This window comes from Streptomyces sp. NPDC048002 (assembly GCF_040653275.1).
Lineage (GTDB): Bacteria > Actinomycetota > Actinomycetes > Streptomycetales > Streptomycetaceae > Streptomyces.
This window is the reverse complement of sequence record NZ_JBEZNL010000034.1, coordinates 1-18,445: the sequence shown is the minus strand read 5'-3', so window position 1 is coordinate 18,445 and position 18,445 is coordinate 1. Positions and strand designations below refer to the sequence as shown.

General features: G+C 72.6%; 12 protein-coding genes and 1 pseudogene. 4 read left to right on the top strand and 9 right to left on the bottom strand.

Going from position 1 to position 18,445, the window contains the following annotated elements; genetic code table 11:
* Positions 1 to 99 precede the first annotated feature (99 nt).
* Both AB0E07_RS30450 and AB0E07_RS30445 read left to right on the top strand, forming a co-directional pair.
* On the top strand, positions 100 to 711 hold the full coding sequence (locus AB0E07_RS30450; protein WP_362259318.1) for a hypothetical protein: 612 nt from the start codon (positions 100 to 102) through the stop codon (positions 709 to 711).
* A gap of 126 nt (positions 712 to 837) precedes the next feature.
* The gene (locus AB0E07_RS30445; protein WP_362259315.1) at positions 838 to 1,311 is read left to right on the top strand and encodes a pyridoxamine 5'-phosphate oxidase family protein; all 474 of its coding nucleotides are present in this window, start codon (positions 838 to 840) and stop codon (positions 1,309 to 1,311) included.
* 34 nt (positions 1,312 to 1,345) lie between these two features.
* On the opposite strand, the gene guaA is transcribed toward AB0E07_RS30445, so the two are convergent.
* Positions 1,346 to 2,920 (bottom strand): glutamine-hydrolyzing GMP synthase, encoded by a 1,575-nt coding sequence (guaA, locus tag AB0E07_RS30440; protein ID WP_362259312.1) that lies wholly within the window; start codon positions 2,918 to 2,920, stop codon positions 1,346 to 1,348.
* Positions 2,921 to 3,247: 327 nt separating this feature from the next.
* On the opposite strand from guaA, the gene AB0E07_RS30435 reads away from it, so the two are divergent.
* Positions 3,248 to 3,535: a chorismate mutase gene (locus tag AB0E07_RS30435; protein WP_362259309.1), complete on the top strand. Its 288-nt coding sequence runs from the start codon at positions 3,248 to 3,250 to the stop codon at positions 3,533 to 3,535.
* 468 nt (positions 3,536 to 4,003) lie between these two features.
* Here AB0E07_RS30435 and AB0E07_RS30430 read toward each other — a convergent pair whose 3' ends face one another.
* Entirely contained in the window at positions 4,004 to 5,143 is a 1,140-nt protein-coding gene (locus AB0E07_RS30430; protein ID WP_362259307.1) for a hypothetical protein, read from the bottom strand.
* A gap of 267 nt (positions 5,144 to 5,410) precedes the next feature.
* On the opposite strand from AB0E07_RS30430, the gene AB0E07_RS30425 reads away from it, so the two are divergent.
* A complete protein-coding gene (locus tag AB0E07_RS30425) occupies positions 5,411 to 6,448 on the top strand; it encodes an LAETG motif-containing sortase-dependent surface protein (RefSeq protein WP_362259304.1) in 1,038 nt (345 codons plus the stop codon).
* Positions 6,449 to 6,579: 131 nt separating this feature from the next.
* Here the strand turns inward: AB0E07_RS30425 and AB0E07_RS30420 are convergent, their stop codons facing one another.
* The 7 genes and pseudogenes from AB0E07_RS30420 to AB0E07_RS30390 all read right to left on the bottom strand — a co-directional run.
* Positions 6,580 to 8,355: a GMC family oxidoreductase gene (locus AB0E07_RS30420; protein WP_362259301.1), complete on the bottom strand. Its 1,776-nt coding sequence runs from the start codon at positions 8,353 to 8,355 to the stop codon at positions 6,580 to 6,582.
* Positions 8,356 to 8,420: 65 nt separating this feature from the next.
* Positions 8,421 to 10,034, bottom strand: coding sequence for a succinic semialdehyde dehydrogenase (locus AB0E07_RS30415; protein WP_362259299.1), 1,614 nt, complete (start codon positions 10,032 to 10,034; stop codon positions 8,421 to 8,423).
* Between the two features lie 104 nt (positions 10,035 to 10,138).
* Complete coding sequence (locus AB0E07_RS30410) at positions 10,139 to 12,028, bottom strand: serine/threonine-protein kinase (RefSeq protein ID WP_362259296.1); 1,890 nt, start codon at positions 12,026 to 12,028, stop codon at positions 10,139 to 10,141.
* Positions 12,029 to 12,066: 38 nt separating this feature from the next.
* Positions 12,067 to 13,740, bottom strand: coding sequence for a serine/threonine-protein kinase (locus AB0E07_RS30405; RefSeq protein WP_362259293.1), 1,674 nt, complete (start codon positions 13,738 to 13,740; stop codon positions 12,067 to 12,069).
* Between the two features lie 81 nt (positions 13,741 to 13,821).
* Entirely contained in the window at positions 13,822 to 15,078 is a 1,257-nt protein-coding gene (locus AB0E07_RS30400; RefSeq protein ID WP_362259290.1) for a serine/threonine-protein kinase, read from the bottom strand.
* A 208-nt stretch (positions 15,079 to 15,286) separates the two neighbouring features.
* The gene (locus tag AB0E07_RS30395) at positions 15,287 to 16,945 is read right to left on the bottom strand and encodes a protein kinase (RefSeq protein WP_362259287.1); all 1,659 of its coding nucleotides are present in this window, start codon (positions 16,943 to 16,945) and stop codon (positions 15,287 to 15,289) included.
* A 163-nt stretch (positions 16,946 to 17,108) separates the two neighbouring features.
* Positions 17,109 to 18,445: pseudogene (locus AB0E07_RS30390) on the bottom strand (serine/threonine protein kinase); the annotation flags it as partial.

Here is an 18,445-nt window from a genome sequence, read left to right as displayed (position 1 = left end):
GACGCACAACCTTTTCAGGGACTCACGGGTCCGGTATCCGGAATCAGTAATTCAATGGCACTTTTCAGCCAGAACCACCCAGCAGAGCCAGGAGCCCATGTGAGCGTCGCCGACCGTCACGTCTCCACCCTGATGCGGCAGCTCGCCTCCCAGGACGTGGTCGAGCTCATCCACCCCTTCGCCGAGTGGGAGACCATCGGCGCGCTCGCCTACATCGCCGAGTGCTACGGCTTCCGGTACGCGGACGTCCGGCACATCGGCAAGCAGAAGATGCTCTGCGTCCGTATGGTCCGCGACGCCGGCCCGCGGGCCCAGCAGCGCGCGGCGGCGAACGCGGCCGCGTTCCCGCAGGCCGGCGCGGGCGGCCCGGTGCCCGGCATGTACCAGGACTCCCTGAAGCCGGTGCCGGAGGCGCGGCCGGAGGTCGACCTGATCGCGACGCTCATCCGGTACGACGCCCTCGGCGCCGCCGCCAACCGCAAGCAGCTGATCACCATGGCCTGGGCGTTCCCGCTGCTGTTCGTGCTGCTGGCCGCGGTGACCGGGAAGTTCGCGGTGCTGCTCACGCTGGCCGCGCTGACCCCGGCGCTCCTGCTGCTCTCCCTGCGGCTGAACGCGGCCCGCCGGGCCAAGCTGGCCGCGCGACTGGCGGCGGCGGGCTGCACGCCGGTACGGGACGAGCGGGGCGAGGAGTGGTACGTCCGCCCTTGATGCGGCCCGCCCCGGCGGGGAAGGGAGGACGTCGCAGCATCGCTGATGCGGCCCGCCCCGGCCGCGCTCGGCAGTCGTCCGGGATACCGGACAGCAGATGTCCGGATTCGGCGCGAGACTCGGCGTATGACCAACAGCTGGGCCGACTTCGCCACCGCCGAACCCGAACTCGCCAGGACCGTCGAGGAGCGCTTCGGCGCTTTCACGCACCATGTCCTCGCCACCCTCCGCAAGGACGGTTCCCCGCGCACCACCGGTCTGGAGGTGGCCTTCCGCGGCGGCGAGCTGTGGCTCGGCATGATGCCGGACTCGCTGAAGGCGCTCGACCTGCGGCGCGACCCGCGTTTCGCGCTCCAGGCGAACCCCGGGGAGGGGCAGTCCATGGGCGGCGGCGATGTCCGGATCAGCGGCCGGGCGTTCGAGGTCGAGGACCCGGCGGAGAAGGCCGCGTACGCGGAAGAGGTGGAACCGCCGGAGCCGTTCCACCTCTTCCGTACCGAGCTGACGGAGGTCGTGAGGACCTCGGTGGAGGACGAGAAGTACCTCGTCCTCCAGGTCTGGAAGCCCGGTGAGCCGGTGCGCGTGATCAAGCGCACCTAGGACTGGGCCGTGCGGGACACGGCCCGGGGAGTCTCTACTCCCACTCGATCGTGCCCGGCGGCTTCGACGTCACGTCGAGGACGACCCGGTTGACGTCCCGTACCTCGTTGGTGATCCGGGTGGAGATCTTCGCCAGCACCTCGTACGGCAGGCGCGACCAGTCGGCCGTCATGGCGTCCTCGGAGGAGACCGGGCGCAGCACGATCGGGTGGCCGTAGGTGCGGCCGTCACCCTGGACGCCGACCGAGCGGACGTCGGCGAGCAGGACCACCGGGCACTGCCAGATGTCGCGGTCGAGGCCGGCCGCGGTCAGCTCCTCGCGGGCGATGGCGTCGGCCTCGCGCAGCAGGTCCAGGCGCTCCTTGGTGACCTCGCCGACGATGCGGATGCCGAGGCCGGGGCCGGGGAACGGCTGGCGCTGGACGATCTCCTCCGGCAGGCCCAGTTCCTGGCCGACCATCCGGACCTCGTCCTTGAACAGCTGGCGCAGCGGTTCGACGAGCTGGAACTCGATGTCGTCGGGGAGACCGCCGACGTTGTGGTGGGACTTGATGTTGGCGGTGCCGGTGCCGCCGCCGGACTCGACGATGTCCGGGTAGAGGGTGCCCTGCACGAGGAAGGCGACCTCGGGGCCCTCCTCCTGGAGGATCTCCAGCTGCGCCTGCTCGAACACGCGGATGAACTCGCGGCCGATGATCTTGCGCTTCTCCTCGGGGTCCGAGACGCCCTTCAGCGCGGTCAGGAAGCGCTCCTCGGCGTCCACCACGACCAGCTTGGCGCCGGTCGCCGCCACGAAGTCCTTCTCGACCTGCTCGGTCTCGCCCTTGCGCATCAGGCCGTGGTCCACGTAGACGCAGGTCAGCTGGGAGCCGATGGCCTTCTGGACCAGGGCGGCGGCCACCGCGGAGTCGACGCCGCCGGACAGGCCGCAGATGGCGCGCTTGTCGCCGACCTGCGCGCGGATCGAGGCGACCTGCTCCTCGATGACGTTGCCCGTGGTCCACGACGGCGTGAGGCCGGCGCCGCGGTACAGGAAGTGCTCCAGCACCTGCTGACCGTGCGTGGAGTGCATGACCTCGGGGTGGTACTGGACGCCGTAGAGCTTCTTCTCGTCGTTCTCGAAGGCGGCGACCGGGACGACGTCCGTGGACGCGGTGACGGTGAAGCCCTCGGGGGCGGCGGAGCAGGCGTCGCCGTGCGACATCCACACGTGCTGCTCGTCCGGGGTGCCCTCGAAGAGGGTGGAGGCGGAGCGGGAGACGTGCAGGTCGGTGCGGCCGTACTCGCGGGCGCCGGTGTTGTCGACGGTGCCGCCGAGGCTCTGGGCCATCAGCTGGAAGCCGTAGCACATGCCGAAGACGGGGACGCCGGCCTCGAAGAGCGCGCGGTCGAGGCGGGGGGCGCCCTCCGCGTAGACCGAGGAGGGGCCGCCGGAGAGGATGATCGCCGCCGGGTTCCTGGCGAGCATCTCCGCCACCGGCATGGTGCTCGGCACGATCTCGCTGTAGACCCGGGCCTCGCGGACGCGGCGGGCGATGAGCTGGGCGTACTGCGCGCCGAAGTCGACGACCAGGACGGTGTCGGGGGCGGCGGGGGTCGCTGGTGACACGGGTTGCCTTCCGGCGGCTTGACAAGGGCTGTGCCACCGATTCTAACGGGGCGCCCAAGGGCGGACGGCGCCTCGGGGCGTCTCGGGACGTCTCAGGATGCGAACCGGTCTGGGCGGTCACCGAACGGGACGGCATACTGACCGCATGCTCACGCAGACGACCTTCCTCTTTACCTATGGCATCCGGCCCGCCGGCTGCCATGGTCGTAGCGCTTGAGCAACTGACAAGCGACTTCCCAGGCGCCCCGGGCCGACAAGGCCCGGGGCGTCTGTCGTGTCCGGGCCTTGTCGATCCGGGGCACCCCACCCCGTACAGGAGCCCCTTCCATGACCACCACCGCCACGGACAAGACCGGCGCCCGCACCGACGAGGCCGCCTCCGTGATCACCGGCGCCCGTGAGCGCATCGACGCGCTCGACGACCGGATCATCGGCCTCATCCAGGAACGGGTGGCCGTCTCGGCCGTCATCCAGGAGGCCCGGATCACCTCCGGCGGACGCCGGGTGAACCTCTCCCGCGAGATGGAGATCCTCGACCACTACCGCGAGGCGCTCGGCAAGCCGGGTACGGCGCTGGCGATGACGCTGCTCGAACTGTGCCGCGGTCGCATCTGAGTTCGGGCGCACCCTCACCCGTACGGCGCGTGACCGGGACGCGCGGCGCTTCGTTGGTGCTGATGTCCGTGTCATCCAGAGGCGGGCCCGAAAGAACCACGCGTGGCTTCGCTGGAGCGATGAGACGCACGGATCGTGCCGTGCGTCGTGGGACCTCGCTCCAGTCAAGTGACCGGACGGCAGGGGACAGCAGCCCGGTCACCCAAGAGACGGTCGGCTCCGGGGACGCCCGGGGCCGACCGGCGGGAACCGTACCCGTCCCCCAAGTCCCGCCCCAGGCAACCCCATCGCACCCGATGCCGACCACGGCACAGGCCAGCGGCGCAACCCCCCGGCGCCGCTCCCCGGCACCGACGCTGCCCTGACGTCGGTGCTGACGGAAGAAGGGCCCCGCGGATCCGTCCCGCGGGGCCCTTCACCAACTCCCGGCGGGGCCCTTCACCAACTCCCCCGCGGAACAAGCCCCGTTCAGGTGCGGGAGACGGTCCCGCACTCCTCCGCCCGGTCCTCGGCGAGCTCCCTGCTGCGGTCGTACGGGTCCGTCGTCGGGCCCGTCGGGGCCGAGCCGACGGGGTCGCCCGTCGCGAACTGCGGGTGCAGATAGCCGTCGTGGACGTCGCACGCCGAGTTGCCGATCTCCAGGTCGTAGCGCTCGACGACCAGCCCGCCCTCCTTCGTCCGGTACCGCGCCGGGTCGTACACCTCGACGTCGAGGACGCGGCGGATGATCGTCCGGGCCACCTCGGTGCTGTCCTCACCGGTCCGCACGAGCGGGTAGACGAAGGTGTAGTCCGCGTGCACGACCAGTTCCGCGTCCTTGCCCTTCTCGAAGGTCATGCGGCCGCGGGTCTTGACGACGTCGCCGGCGAGCCGCACTTCCCCGGGGTCGAAGCGGGTGAACATCCCCAGCGGGTCGTGCTTCTCGTCCGGCTCGCGCAGCGCGGTGTCCAGCAGGTCGAGCAGCTCGGTCTGGGTGGGTTCGATCACATCGAGGGCCGCCTCGGGGCGTTCGCCGCGGAGGGTGGCGGGTGCGAGGTTGGCGTCGGTCAGGAGCACCTTGGTCTGCTTCAGCGCCTTCGCCACCTGGGCCTCGGTCAGGACGCCCACGGCCTTCGCCTCGGGTACGACGATGCCGTCCGCGCCGTCGGCCCAGCGCAGGGCCGGGGACCCGGCGAAGGGCCGGTCCCGGGTGGGGATGTCGGGGTCGACGGCCTCCGGCGGGGCGGTGGGGGCCGCGGTCTCGTCCGGCAGCCGGGTCGTGGCGACGTCGTCCGACGCGTCGCCCGTGCCGAAGGGGTCGCCGGGCAGCAGGGAGGGCCGCAGGGCCACGACCACGACCGCCAGGGCGGCCAGCACGCCGAGAGCCGACCACCAGCGTCCGCGCCGCGTGGCCCGTCCGTCCATCTCGCGCCAGGCCGGCCCGGTGCGCCACCCCTCGGGCAGTTGTCCGCGCGCGTCCTGCTCACGCAGCCGCCGGGTCACCGTGCGGGCCCGCGCGGACGGCTCCTTCGGAGCCGACGCGCTGATGTCGCGCTCGCTGTCCCGGGCGAACTTCTCCCACACGTCGTCGGGGACGGCACTGGACTCTTCGGACGGTCTGTCGGCCACGGAACGGCGCACCTTCTCTGGGGCTTCGGTGGGGGTGCAGGGAAGATGCTGTTCTAAGGCAACCAATCGCGACGCCGCAAGATCCACAAGAGTCCGGGCCTGTGTGACACGTGCCACATAAGAAAGTTGTCAGTGAGACCGCAACCATCGGCCGGGGTGGTGGATCAAACCAGGCGTACCAAGGGCCACACCCGCGCCCCCATCGCGGAGGCCTCACCGCATCGCGCGCCGAAACGTTTCGGCCGCGCCGTACTTCCCGAGGTCTTCATGAAGCTTCGCCGCGCCCTGGCCGCCGCGGCCGCGACGGCCGCCATAGCCCCGCTCGCGCTGCTGTCCGCTCCCGCCGCCTTCGCCACGGACGAGGTCTCGCCCTCGCCGTCGGCGACCGAGAGCACGCCGGAGAGCACCCCCGAGACCACGCCGTCCGAGGAGACGTCGAGCCCGGCCGCCGAGGAGACCACGCCCGCGCCCGCCGAGTCCTCCCCGGCCGCCGGGGAGTCGACCCCGGCCCCGGGCGAGAGCAGCCCCGCCGCCGGCGAGAGCTCCCCGGCGGCGACCGAGAGCACCCCGTCCGACGAGGAGTCCGAGGACGAGGAGGGCGACGACGAGATCGTCGAGGAGTGCCCGCTCGACGAGTACGGCGACCCCGTCTTCGACATCAGCGAGGTGCTGCACAGCTCGCTGAGCGGTCTGCCCGAGACGGTGGTGGCCGGCAGCGGCTGGACGAACTTCAAGTTCAACGTCAGCAACTCCGGCGACGAGACGATCGAGGACATCCTGCCCGTCGTCGGCGTCGCCGCGCTGGACTGGGAGCTGGAGAACGACTACACCGACCTGATCACCGTGCAGGTCAAGAGCGGCGGCAGCTGGGTCGACCTGGCCACCCAGTTCGGCGAGGGCGGCGCGCTCAACACCTTCACCCTCGAAGGCGGCCAGTCGATCAGCTACGACCTGCGGCTGAACATCAGCCGTGACGTCCCGAGCGCGATCGGCATCGCCATCGGCCTGGCCGAGTACTCCACCGAGGACGCCTGCTGGACCTCCGAGGACGAGAACTACGGCATCTACTTCTTCGAGGTGCTGCCGGCCGGTTCCGACGCGGGCGAGCCGGACGACTCCAAGCCGCAGACCGGTGGCAAGGACGAGATCACCGACGTCAGCGAGGTCGACGTCGACGGTGAGCTGGCCGAGACCGGTTCGGACTCGAACCTGCCGGTCCTCGCCACCATCGGCGGCATCGCGGTGCTCGCGGGCACCGGCGTGGTCTTCGCGATGAAGCGCCGCAAGGTGGGCGCCGAGGCCTGAGCCTCAGCCGCTCGGTAGAGCCGTTCGGCACAAGCAAGGGAAAGGACCTGCGCTCGGAGGGGGGCGCAGGTCCTTTCCCTTGCCGTCACTTCTTCCACGGCACCGCCGTCGCTTCTTCTACGGCACCGCCGTCACTTCTTCGGCGGGACCGCCGGCATCCCGAGGAAGGGCAGCCGCAGCGCGCCGAACGCCTCCGCCGGCACCGCGGGCGCCTTGGGCTCGACCGGCTGGAGCCGCTCGTAGGGCAGGTGCTGGTCGGGGCGGATGTCCTCCTCGCCCTTGTTGGGCCAGTACGACATCGCCCGCTCGGCCTGCGCGGTGATGGTGAGCGAGGGGTTCACGCCCAGGTTCGCGGAGACCGCGGCGCCGTCGACCACCGAGATCCCGGGGTGCCCGTAGAGACGGTGGTACGGGTCGATGACGCCGGTCTCGGGCGAGGAGCCGATGGGGCAGCCGCCGAGGAAGTGCGCGGTGAGCGGGGTGCCCATCAGTTCGCCGATGTTGGAACCGGCGAAGCCGTTGATCGACTGCGCGAGGGCGGTGGCGCCGTCCGTGGCGGCCTTGATCTGCATGGGGTTGGGTGCGCCATGGCCCTGCCGGGCGGTCAGCATGCCCTTTCCGACGCCGTCCGGTTTCAGGTACGTCGTCAGGGAGTTGTCGAGCGACTGCATCACCAGGCCGATGATGGACCGCTCCGACCAGCGCCGGTTGGACAGCGAGCGGAGCACCAGCATCGGGTGCCGGACGGCGTTGCCCAGCCAGGCCGCGAGCCTCGACGACCCCTCGGTGTAGGGCACTTGGAGGATCGTCAGGCTGCCCATGGAGTTGGAGCCCTTGCCGTAGCGCACCGGCTCGATGTGCGTGTTGCCGTCCGGGTGGACGGAGGAGGTGATGGCGACGCCCCGGGTGAAGTCGACCTTCTTCTCGCCGCTGACCTTGCGGTAGCGCCGGTTGTCGGTCTGCGCGCCCACCAGGGCCTCGGAGTTGGTCCGGGTCAGCTCGCCGAGCCGCGGCGAGAGGTACGGCAGGCGCCCGCTCGCCTTCATCCGGTGCAGCAGGGTCTGGGTGCCGTAGGTGCCGGCGGCCAGGACGACCCGGCGGGCCTTGAAGGTGCGGCTCTCGCCCTTGCGACGCCGGTCGGTGGGGACGGTGGTGACGGCGTAGCCGTCCTGGGAGTCGCCGGTCACCGAGACGACCGTGGTCATCGGGTGCACCACGGCGCCGGCCTTCTCGGCGAGGTACAGGTAGTTCTCGTTCAGGGTGTTCTTGGCGCCGTGGCGGCAGCCCGTCATGCACTCGCCGCACTCGGTGCAGGCCTTGCGGTCCGGTCCCGCGCCGCCGAAGTAGGGGTCGGCGACCTGCTCGCCGGGCTCGGCCCGGGTGCCCTCCGCGTCCTCGCCGTCGCCGAAGAACACCCCGACCGGCGCCATGTGGAAGGTGTCCCCGGCGCCCATCCGCTGCGCGGCGTCCTTGAGGTGGACGTCCGAGGGGGTCATCGTCGGGTTGAGCCGCACGCCGAGCATCCGCTTGGCCTGGTCGTAGTACGGCCTCAACTCCTCCTGCCAGTCGGTGATGTCCCGCCACTGCGGGTCCTCGAAGAACGGCGTCGGCGGTACGTAGAGGGTGTTGGCGTAGTTCAGCGAACCGCCGCCGACGCCCGCTCCGGCCAGCACCATGACGTTGCCGAGCAGGTGGATGCGCTGGATGCCGAAGAGCTTGAGCTTCGGCGCCCAGAGGTAGTTCTTCAGGTCCCAGGAGTTCCTCGGAAGGGTCTCCCGGGTGAAGCGGCGCCCTGCCTCCAGGACGCCGACGGTGTAGCCCTTCTCGGTCAGGCGCAGGGCGGTCACCGAACCGCCGAAGCCCGATCCGACGACGATGACGTCGTAGTCGTACGCGTCCTGAGGCACGTGCGTTCTCTCCTTTGAGCCAGCAGTGCGGGGGTCTGGGTGCGGAGGGCCCGGGTACGGGGGCTTCAGCGGAAGCGGAATGCCTTCATCAGTCGCAGACTGCGGCTCATGAACGCCGCGTACTTCTCGTCGTCCATGCCGAGCGTGGGCGCGATCGGCAGCAGGCGCTGGTGGGCGACCGTCTGGGCCTCGGTGTACTTGAGGATGCCCTCGGAGCCGTGCCGGCGGCCGAGGCCCGAGTCCTTCATGCCGCCCATCGGCGACTGGACGCTGCCGTAGGCGGCGGCATAGCCCTCGTTGACGTTGACGGTGCCGGCGCGCAGCCGGGCGGCGACCGCGCGGCCGCGGCTGCCGTCCTTCGTCCAGACCGAGGAATTCAGCCCGTACGGCGTGGAGTTGGCGTGCTCGACGGCCTCGTCCTCGGTCTTGAAACGGTAGATGGAGACGACCGGGCCGAAGGTCTCCTCGGTGCAGACGGCCATCGGCGCCTCGACGCCGTCGAGGATGGTCGGCTCGAAGAAGTAGGGGCCGATGTCCGGGCGGGCGACACCGCCCGCGACGAGCCTGGCGCCCTTGGCGACGGCCTCCTCCACATGCCGCTTGACGGTCTCCAGCTGCCGCTCGCCGACCAGGGAGCCCATGTCGGCGCCGTAGGCGAGGGAGCGGCCGAGCCGCATGGCCCGGGTGCGGGCGGCGAAGCGCTCCAGGAAGGCGTCGGCGACCGACTCGTGGACGTACAGCCGCTCGATGGAGATGCAGAGCTGGCCCGCGGAGGAGAAGCAGGCGCGGACGGCGCCCGCCGCGGCCTTCTCCAGGTCGGCGTCCTCCAGTACCAGCATGGCGTTCTTGCCGCCGAGTTCGAGGGAGACCCCGACCAGCCGGGCGGCGGCGCCCTGCGCGACCTCGCGGCCGGTGCGGGTGGAGCCGGTGAAGGAGACGTAGTCGGCGTGGCGGACGACCTCGGGTCCGACGACGGGGCCGTCGCCGAGCACGACCTGGAAGACGTCGGCGGGCAGTCCGGCCTCGATGAGCAGGTCACGGGCCCACAGGGCGGTCAGGCAGGTCTCCGTGTCCGGCTTCATGACGACGGCGTTGCCGGCGACGAACGCGGGCAGGGCGTCGCCGACGGACAGCTCCAGCGGGTAGTTCCAGGGTGCGATCTGGCCGACCACTCCGCGCGGGTGACGCAGCTCGGTCACCTTGGTGAGGGTCGGGATGGCTCCGGTGTGCCGCTTCGGGCGCAGGTAGGCGGCGGCCCGTCGGCCGTAGTGCCGGGCGGCGACGGCGACGGCCTGCACCTCCTCGTGGGCGTGCAGCCGGGCTTTGCCGGTCTCCAGCTGGATGAGGTCCAGCACCTCGGCCTGGCGGGCCAGCACCAGGTCGTGGAAGCGCAGCAGGACGGCGGCGCGCTGCCGTACCGGGATCTGCGCCCAGAGCGCCTGGGCGGTGCGGGCCGCTGCGTACGCCTTCTCCACGTCCTCGGGCGTGGACTCGGGCAGGTCGGCCAGCTTCTCGCCGGTGAACGGCGTGTGGTTGGCGGTACGGCCGGAACCGGTCACGCCCCGGGTCAGCTGGGCGACCAGCTCCGGGGTGACCACGTCGGCGGCCGTACGGACGCCCTCCGGGGCGGGGGCGAGGGGATTCGTGCCGGTCTGTGCCGGGGCCTGCGAGTCCGTCATGAGCCGCAGGGTATGCCGCGACGAGGGCTTTGTGTACCCGTCGGTAACGGGGATTCACGGTCCGCTCACATACCGCCAGTGAGCGCTGGCAACGAATGCGCTGATCAGGGCGTTGTGGCAATCGTGAGCCGGTCGCGGGCGCTCTTGAAAACCGCGGTGCCGCGTTTCTCCTCCGCCGTGCCCTTGGGCATCTCGACGCGCAGTTCGTAGAGCCGGCCGTCGTCGGTGCGGACGAAGAGTTCCATCACCCGGCGGCGCAGCTCCGGCTCGCCGTAGGTGGTGTCGGACTGCACGGCCTCCCAGCCCCGGAAGGTGGTCCGGGTGTACTGCGTCCGCGGCTCCTCGAAGAACTCCCAGGTCGCCGCGTGCTGCTTCGCCTGGCTCATCGGGGTTCCGGGCGCCTCGTCCCACTGGGTGAGGCGGACCTGGACGGAACCGGCCGCGTACTCGACCGCGCGGGGCTGGTAGGAGTCGCTGCCCTGCCGGGCGAACTCCTCGTACGTGTCCGGGAGGGCGAGCGTGGCGCCCATGGCCCGCTCCGGGTGGGCCGACCAGCCGGGGGTGGCGCTCGGCCGGGATGTCGGTGCCGGGGCCGGTTCCGCTGAGCTGTGGCTCGCGGTGGTCCCGGTGACCGCGCCGCTGTCGGGGTCGGCGAGCAGGGCGATGCCCGTCCAGGCCGCGGCGACCAGAAGTGCGCCCAGGAAGGCCAGCGGGAGGGGGCGGCGGTGGAGGGGGCGGCGGGGTGGGGTGGGTGCCGCTGTCGCGGCGGGGGGTCGTACGGCGGGTATGGACTCGGGGGGTGTGGGCGCGGGAGGTGTCGGCGCGTCCGTGGGCGGCGTGGGTGTCCGCCCGGCCGTCGGCGCGGCAGGTGTCGGCCCGGCCGTGGGCGGTGTGGGTGTCCGCCCGGCCGTCGGCGCGGAGGGTGTCGGCGCGGCCGTGGTGTCAGGGTCCGGCGCGAGGCGCGTCGTGCGGATGTCGTCCCCGAACTCCAACAGTCCCGAAACGTCCTGGGGCGCGTCCCCGGTGGCGGGCCCGTCCGGGCGCCGGGGCGCCTCCGGGGCTCCCGGCGCCACCGACCTGCCCGAGCTACCCGAGTCGCCCGGCGCTCCCGGCGGCTTCGAACCCGGTGCCGTCGGCTCGTCCGGCTTCTCATGCTCGCCGGTCACCGCCGCTGCCAGGGCCGCCTCGGTCTCCTCCGCGTCCGGGCGCTGTCCGGGGTCCTTCGCCAGCAGGCCGGACAGCAGCGGGGCGAGGGGGCCGGCGCGTTCGGGCTCGGGCGGGTCGGCGGAGAGGATCGCGGCGAGCGTGGACTCCACCGTCGTACGGCGGAACGGCGACCAGCCCTCCACCGCGGCGTAGAGCAGGACGCCCAGGGACCACAGGTCGGAGGCGGGGCCCGCGGTGCGGCCCGACATCCGCTCCGGTGCGACGAACTCCAGGGAGCCGACGAACTCCCCGGTGGCGGTGAGTGATTCCTCGCCCTGGACATGGGCGATGCCGAAGTCGGTGAGGACGACCCGCCCGTGCGCGCCGAGCAGCACGTTGGCGGGTTTCACGTCCCGGTGCACGATGCCGACGGAGTGCGCGGCGCGCAGCGCGCCGAGGACGGCGAGGCCGATCCGGGCGGTCTCCGCGGGCTCCACGGGGCCGCGCCGGAGCCTCTCGTGCAGGGACTCGCCCCGCACCAGCTCCATCACGATCCACGGCAGGCCGTCCTCCTCCACGACGACGTCGTGGATGGAGACCGCCGACGGGTGGTCGACCCGGGCGGCGGCCCGCGCCTCGCGGTGGAGCCGGTGCGCCGCCCGCCGGAACGCCTCGTCCTCGGGCTCACCGGGCAACCGCGGCTGTTTGACGGCCACTTCCCGCTCGACCAGTTCGTCGTGCGCGCGCCACACCGTTCCCATGCCGCCCGAGCCGACGCGTTCGAGCAGCCGGTAACGGCCGCCGACCACCAGCTCCTTGGAGCCCCGGCCGGCTCCCTGCTCACTCATGCACCATGCCTACCGCGCGCGGCCGGGGCGACGCCAGTTCAGAGGGGCTTGATCTCCAGGTCCCGGAGCACGGTCTCGGCCACCTCGCGTCCCCGCTCGGTGAAGTCGCCAACGCCCGGGTAGCTGATCGTCACCCGGTACATGTCGCCCTTGGACGTCTTGTAGTAGAAGAGCTTCAGCTCGCGCGGACGCGGGTTCTGGAGGTCGTTGGTGTCGTACCGGACCGTGTTCAGGGCCGACTTCTTGCCCTGGTACTGCGTCTCCTCGGTCTCCGTGCGGGGTCCCTCGGGCATGGCGAGGTCGTAGCTGCCGGTGGACTTGAACTCCTCGTTGTCGGCGTACATCTCGGCCGCCGCGGAGTTCTTGATGGTGCCCGAGGTGTCGTCCTTCTTGCGGGCCACCCGCGCGCCGACCCAGACGGCGCCGCTCGGGTCCGTGTAAGTGACCCAGTTCTGGTCGGTGTTGTCCGCGTCGGGCTTGCCGACCTTGTATTCCTTGGGCACGCTCAGCGTGACGCCCAGGTCCGGGTGGGCGCGCTCGACCCAGGGATCCGCCGCTTCCTCGTCCCCGAACGGGTCGGCGACCACCAGGCCGGCCGCGGCGACCACCACGGCGACGAACGCCGCGCCGATACCGATCAGCGTCCCGCGGCCCACGCGCACCCCGCCACTCCCGGACGACGCGAACGGCATCACCTGGGTGGGCACGGGCGCGGGCGCAGGCGGGTTGGCCGCGCTGTCCAGGAGCGCGCGGGTCTGCGCGGCGTTCGGGCGGCGGGCCGGGTCCTTCTGGAGCAGTCCGGTGATGACCTCGGCGAGCGGGCCCTGCGCGGAGGCGGGCGCGGCCGGGGTGGCGTTGAGGACGGACTGGAGGGTGGCCGGGGTGTTGCTGCGGCGGAACGGGGAGACGCCCTCGGTCGCCGCGTACAGCACCACGCCTAGGGACCACAGGTCACTCGCGGGGCCCGGACGCTGGCCCAGCACCCGCTCGGGGGCGATGTACTCCGGCGAGCCGACGAAGCCGCCGGTGTCCGTCAGGTTGGTCTCGCCCTCGATCTGGGCGATGCCGAAGTCGGTGAGCACCACCCGGTCGTGCCGTCCGAGCAGCACGTTGTCCGGCTTCACGTCCCGGTGCAGGATGCCGGCCGCGTGGGCGGCCTCCAACGCGCCGAGCACCTCCAGACCGATCCGGGCCGCGTCCCGGGCGCCGAGGGTGCCCTCCTGGAGGGCGTCGCCCAGGGAGCGGCCCTGGACCAGCTCCATCACGATCCACGGCTGGCCGTCGACGACCGCGACGTCGTGCACGTTGACGACGGACGGGTGGTCGAGCCGGGCCGCGGCGCGGGCCTCGCGGCGCATCCGCTCGAAGGCGTTGGCGCGTTCGCGCTCGGGAAGATGGTCCGGGATGCGGGGCTCCTTCACGGCCACCTCGCGGTCCACGGTCTCGTCCTTGGCCCGCCACACCGTGCCCATGCCGCCGTGGCCGAGCTTGCTCAACAGCCGGTAGCGGCCGGCGATCAGACGGCCGGCACCGGGATCCGGAGCGGCCGGCTGGGGCTGCGGCGGCGGCGCGACCTGGGTGGGCGCCGCGTACGGGTTGCCCGGATGGGGCACGTTGCCCTGCGGCGGAACACCCGCGGGCGGTCTCGGCGGTTGCAGGCCGAAACTGGTCGGTTCGTCGGACCCGTAAGGGCCTCCCCCGTTGCTGCTCATGCATCCATCCATATCGCGCCAAGGCCCCGGCCATCCACAGCAAGCGGTGTCCGGTCACAGACCCGTGACCGGAGGCGCGGCTTATCTCCCATTTATGTACGTGCGGGGCATCGGGGTGGTGGGAACGGCGGCGGGAGAGGACGGCGGCTGCGTGGGCGAGGCGGACGCCTCCGGCGCAGGACTGGACCCGGGCGAACCGGGGCCGGACCCGGATGAGCCAGGGCCGGACCCGGATGAGCTGGGACCGGTCGTGGGTGAGCCGGGGCCGGACCCGGATGAGCCGGGACCGGTCGTGGGTGAGCCGGGGCCTGACGGCGAGGGAACGTTTCCTTCGCCCTTCCCGTTCATCAGCATCGCCACCGCCGACACCCCCGCCACGGCCACCGCCACGACCAGCAGGACGCTCACCAGCACACCCCGCGGCGACCGCCAGACCGACGGAACCGACGGAACCGGCGGAACCGGCGGAACCGGGGTGTGCCCGGTGGCCAGGAAGTCCCGCAGCATCCACTCGGCCCGCCCCGCCTCCAGCCGCCGCAGCGGATCACGCTCCAACAGGCCCCGTACGACCGGCAGCAGGGGCGCGGCCTGCGGCGGCGGCCGGATCTCGTCGGAGACGACCGCGTACAGGATCCCGCCCAGCGTGTCCCGCCGGAACGGGGACTCACCGCTGACCGCCGTGCACAGCAGCGCGCCCACCGACCACAGGTCGGCGGCGGGACCGGCGCCGGCGCCCGACATCCGCTCGGGCGCGGTGTACTCGGGCGAGCCCACGAAGGTGCCGGCCTCGGTGAGCGTGCTGGCGCCCGCCACCTGGGCGATGCCGAAGTCGGTGAGCACGACCCGGCCGGTCCCGGCGTCGACGAGGACGTTCGCGGGTTTGATGTCCCGGTGCAGGACCCCGGCGGCGTGCGCGGTGCGCAGCGCGCTCAGCAGGTCGGCGCCGATCCGGGCGGCCTCGGCCGGATCGACGGGCCCCTGCGCGTGGATCAGGTCGGCGAGCGAACCCCCGTCGATCAACTCCATGACGATGTACGGCCGTTCGGCGTGCTCCACCACGTCGTGCACGACGATGACGTGCGGATGCCGCAACAGGGCGACCGCACGTGCCTCACGCAGGGTGCGCTCACGGCGGAGCCGGAGGTCCGCCGGGGAGAGCGAGCCGGAGTCGGACTCGTCGAAGGGCAGCTCCTTGACCGCCACCCGCCGCCCGAGCAGTTGGTCGGTGGCCCGCCAGACCACGCCCATCCCGCCGCGCCCGATCCGGTCCTCCAGCCGGTAACGCCCCCCGATGATCCGGACGTTGCTGCCGTCCCCCTGATCCCCATGGGTCGCCATACGCCTCATCATGCCCCGCCGGACGCCCCTCCTCCGCGGTGCCGACCGGCCAACTGCACTGTATACATGGCCAGTTCAGAGCGGTCGGCGCGGGCCTGGCAACCGTTGCCCCAGGCCCCCGGGCCGCCAGCTCAGGCCCCACGGCCGCCGACTCAGGCCCCCGGCCGCCGGCCCAGGCCCCCCGGCTCAAGCCCCCCTGGCCGTCGCCTCAGCCCTCGCGCCAGCTCCGCAGCACGGACTCGAACCGCTCCTGCGCGGCGGGCCACTCATCGGCCGGGGCCGCCATGTAGAGGGCGTACTCGACACCGCCGTCCGCGATGTACATCTGGTCCACGGCCCGGTACGGGCCGGGGAACTCCGTGTCCTTGGCCAGCGCGGTCCAGGTCCACTCCAGCCGGGACGCCTGCTGGTCCCGGTAGACGACGCGTTCCAGGGAGAGCGTGCTGTAGTCGACCAGCCGTTTGCCCAACCCCTTGTCCAGGGAGACCTGGTGGACGTAGGGGTCGTCGAAGTCCGGCGCGCCGTCCACGGAGATCCGCAGCAGGTGCCTGCCGCCGTCGGGCGAGTAGTCGACCGACCGGATCTCCCCCGACTCGGTCTGGTTGCTCCGCTCCCACCCCTCGGGCAGGGAGAGTCCGAAGCCCAGCGGATCCTCGACGGCGACCCAGCCGTCGGGGACGTTGCCCCGCGGGGTCCCGCTCGGCGTCCCCGGATCCGTGGGCGTGTTGGAGCCGGTGGGCGTCGGACTCGGCGACGTGGACGTCCCGTTCGTGCGCTGCCCCTCGTCCCACTTCTGGAGCGCGGCGACCGTGCCCCCGCCGACCAGCGCGGCGACCACGACGACGAGCGCGAGTCCGCGCAGCCGGCGCCCGCGGGACGGGCCGGCGGCGGGCGGCGCGTACGACGCGGCCGGTGGGTAGGGAGTCGCGGGTGGGTACGGGGTGGCCGACGGGTACGGGGTCGCCGGGGCCGCGTCCGGGGCCGTACGGGCCTCGGGTACGGCCGTCGCGTGCGCGGCCCGCGTCGGCACGTACATCTGCGCCGCGGGTGGGCGCCGCCCCTCCGCTGCCTCGGCGAGCATCGATTCGGCGGCGGCGGCGTCGGGGCGGGTCGCGGGGTCCTTGTGCAGCAGCGCGGCGATGACCGGGCCGAGCGGACCGGCGTTCCCCGGGTCGGCGGCCTCCTCCTCCACCACGGCCTGCATGGTGGTCAGCGGTGAGGTGCGGCGGAACGGCGACCTGCCCTCCACCGCCGTGTACAGGGTCGCGCCGAGCGCCCACAGGTCGGACGCCGGGCCCGGGTCGTGGCCGCGGATCCGCTCCGGGGCGAGGTAGTCGACGGAACCGACGACCTCTCCGGTGCGGGTGATGGTGGTGTCGCCCTCGATCTGCGCGATGCCGAAGTCGGTGAGCAGGACCCGGCCGTCGTCGCCGAGCAGCACGTTGCCGGGCTTGACGTCACGGTGCAGGACACCGGCGGTGTGCGCGGCGCGCAGCGCCCGCAGCACCCACAGTCCGATCCGGGCGGCCTCGCGCGGCTCGACGCGGCCGCGCTCCTTGACCGCGTCGGCCAGCGACCTGCCCTCGACCAGCTCCATCACGATCCACGGCCGGGAGTCGTGATCGAGCACGTCGTGCACGGTGACCACCGCGGAGTGGTTGATCCGGGCCGCCGCGCGGGCCTCGGCCCGGGTACGGGCGAGGAGCCGCTCGTGGTCGCTCTCCGAGACGAAGTGACCGGCGGTCAACTCCTTGATCGCGACCGCCCGGTGCAGCACCTCGTCGTGCGCCCGCCACACCCGGCCCATGCCGCCGGTCCCGATCGCGTCGGCCAGCCGGTAGCGCCCCGCGAGGAGCCGGCCCTGCATCTGATTCACGTTGCCCCGCAATGCTCTTGACAGAGTCACATTAGGGACCGGCCCTCGCACAGGGAACTGGCGGCGCGGCACAGAGACACCACTGTGACTGTTGTCGCTTCCGGCACCGGAAGGGAACCGTCCGCACGCCGTCACCGACAGTCGGGACGACCGTTCACCCGGTGACCTGGTAGGTGGCCGACGCCTGCTCGAACAGCCGTGTCACCTCGTCCCGTTCCGCCTCGGGACCGCGCACCTGCACGACGTGGAACCGGTCGTCGATGACGATCGCGAGATTGCGTACGAACCGCTCCCGACCGGTGTCGTCGGTCCAGGTGAACTGTCCCTCGGCCATGCTCCGTCCGCCCACCTCGATGGTCTTCAGACCGGTGGAGGTGGCCCAGCTGGAGTCCCGGTACGGCTGGAGTTCGGGCTCGTCCTCGCGCTGGTACGCCATCGGGTCGGCGCCGAACTGCGCGGTGCCGTCCCGGCCGGGCACCACGATGAGCTCGAAGTCGCCGTGCGTGTAGACGACCTGACCGCGTCCGTTCTTCGGGGTCCGGTCCCAGCCGTTGGCGACGGCGACCCGGAAGCCCTCGTCGTCGGCGCGCAGGGCGAAGCCGTCGGCGACCTCGGGTCCGGTGGTCTGCGACTCGTTGGCCCCCTCCGACTCGGAGGGGGTGGCGGTCGCGCCCGGTGTGGTCTGGTCGGGGCGGGGCTCGCTGCTCGCCTCGGGGGCGCCGGTGACCTCACCCGTGGCGCCGGTGCGGTCGGTGTCGTCGGCACCGCCGGTGTCGGCCTTGGGCATGAACAGCACGGCGTAGGCGATGGCACCGGCCATCAGGAGCAGGACCAGCAGAAGCAGGCTGCGGCCGAGGCGGCGTGGCGACGCCGCCTCCTCCCGGGCCCGCTTGTGCCGCCCGTGGTGCGCGGGCAGTTGGGCGCGCCGCCTGCGCACCAGCTCGCCGCGGCGGCGGACCACCGGCAGGCGGCTGGTGTCGGCGGGCGGCGCGGCGACGACGTGCGCCCCGGCGTCCGGTTCGGGCGCGGAGCGGACCAGCGACCGCAGCCAGCCGCGCAGTTCCTCGAAGTCCAGGCGCTCGGTGGGGTCCTGGCGCAGCAGCGACTCCACGACCGGCCGCAGCGGCCCGCACTCCTCGGCGAAGGCCGGCGGTTCGGCGCACACCAGCTGCACCAGCTCGGCGGTGGACTCCTCCGGGTACGGCGCGTGCCCCTGCACGGCCCGGAACAGCAGCGCGCCGAGCGCCCACAGATCGGTCGCGGGGCCGATCGGCGCCGCCAGCTGCCAGTTCTCGTGCACGGGGCCGGCCTGCTCGGGCGCCCACCGCTCGGTGACGGGGCCGACCACGGCCATCCGCGCCTGCCGCGCGCGCTCGGCGGCCAGCGCCGTCGCCGGTCCGCGCCGCACGGGCGCGGCGGCGGCCAGTTCCTCCCACCGTCCCGCCCCACCGGGGGCCGGCCCCGGGGCGCCCGCGGGACCGTTGGCCCCGG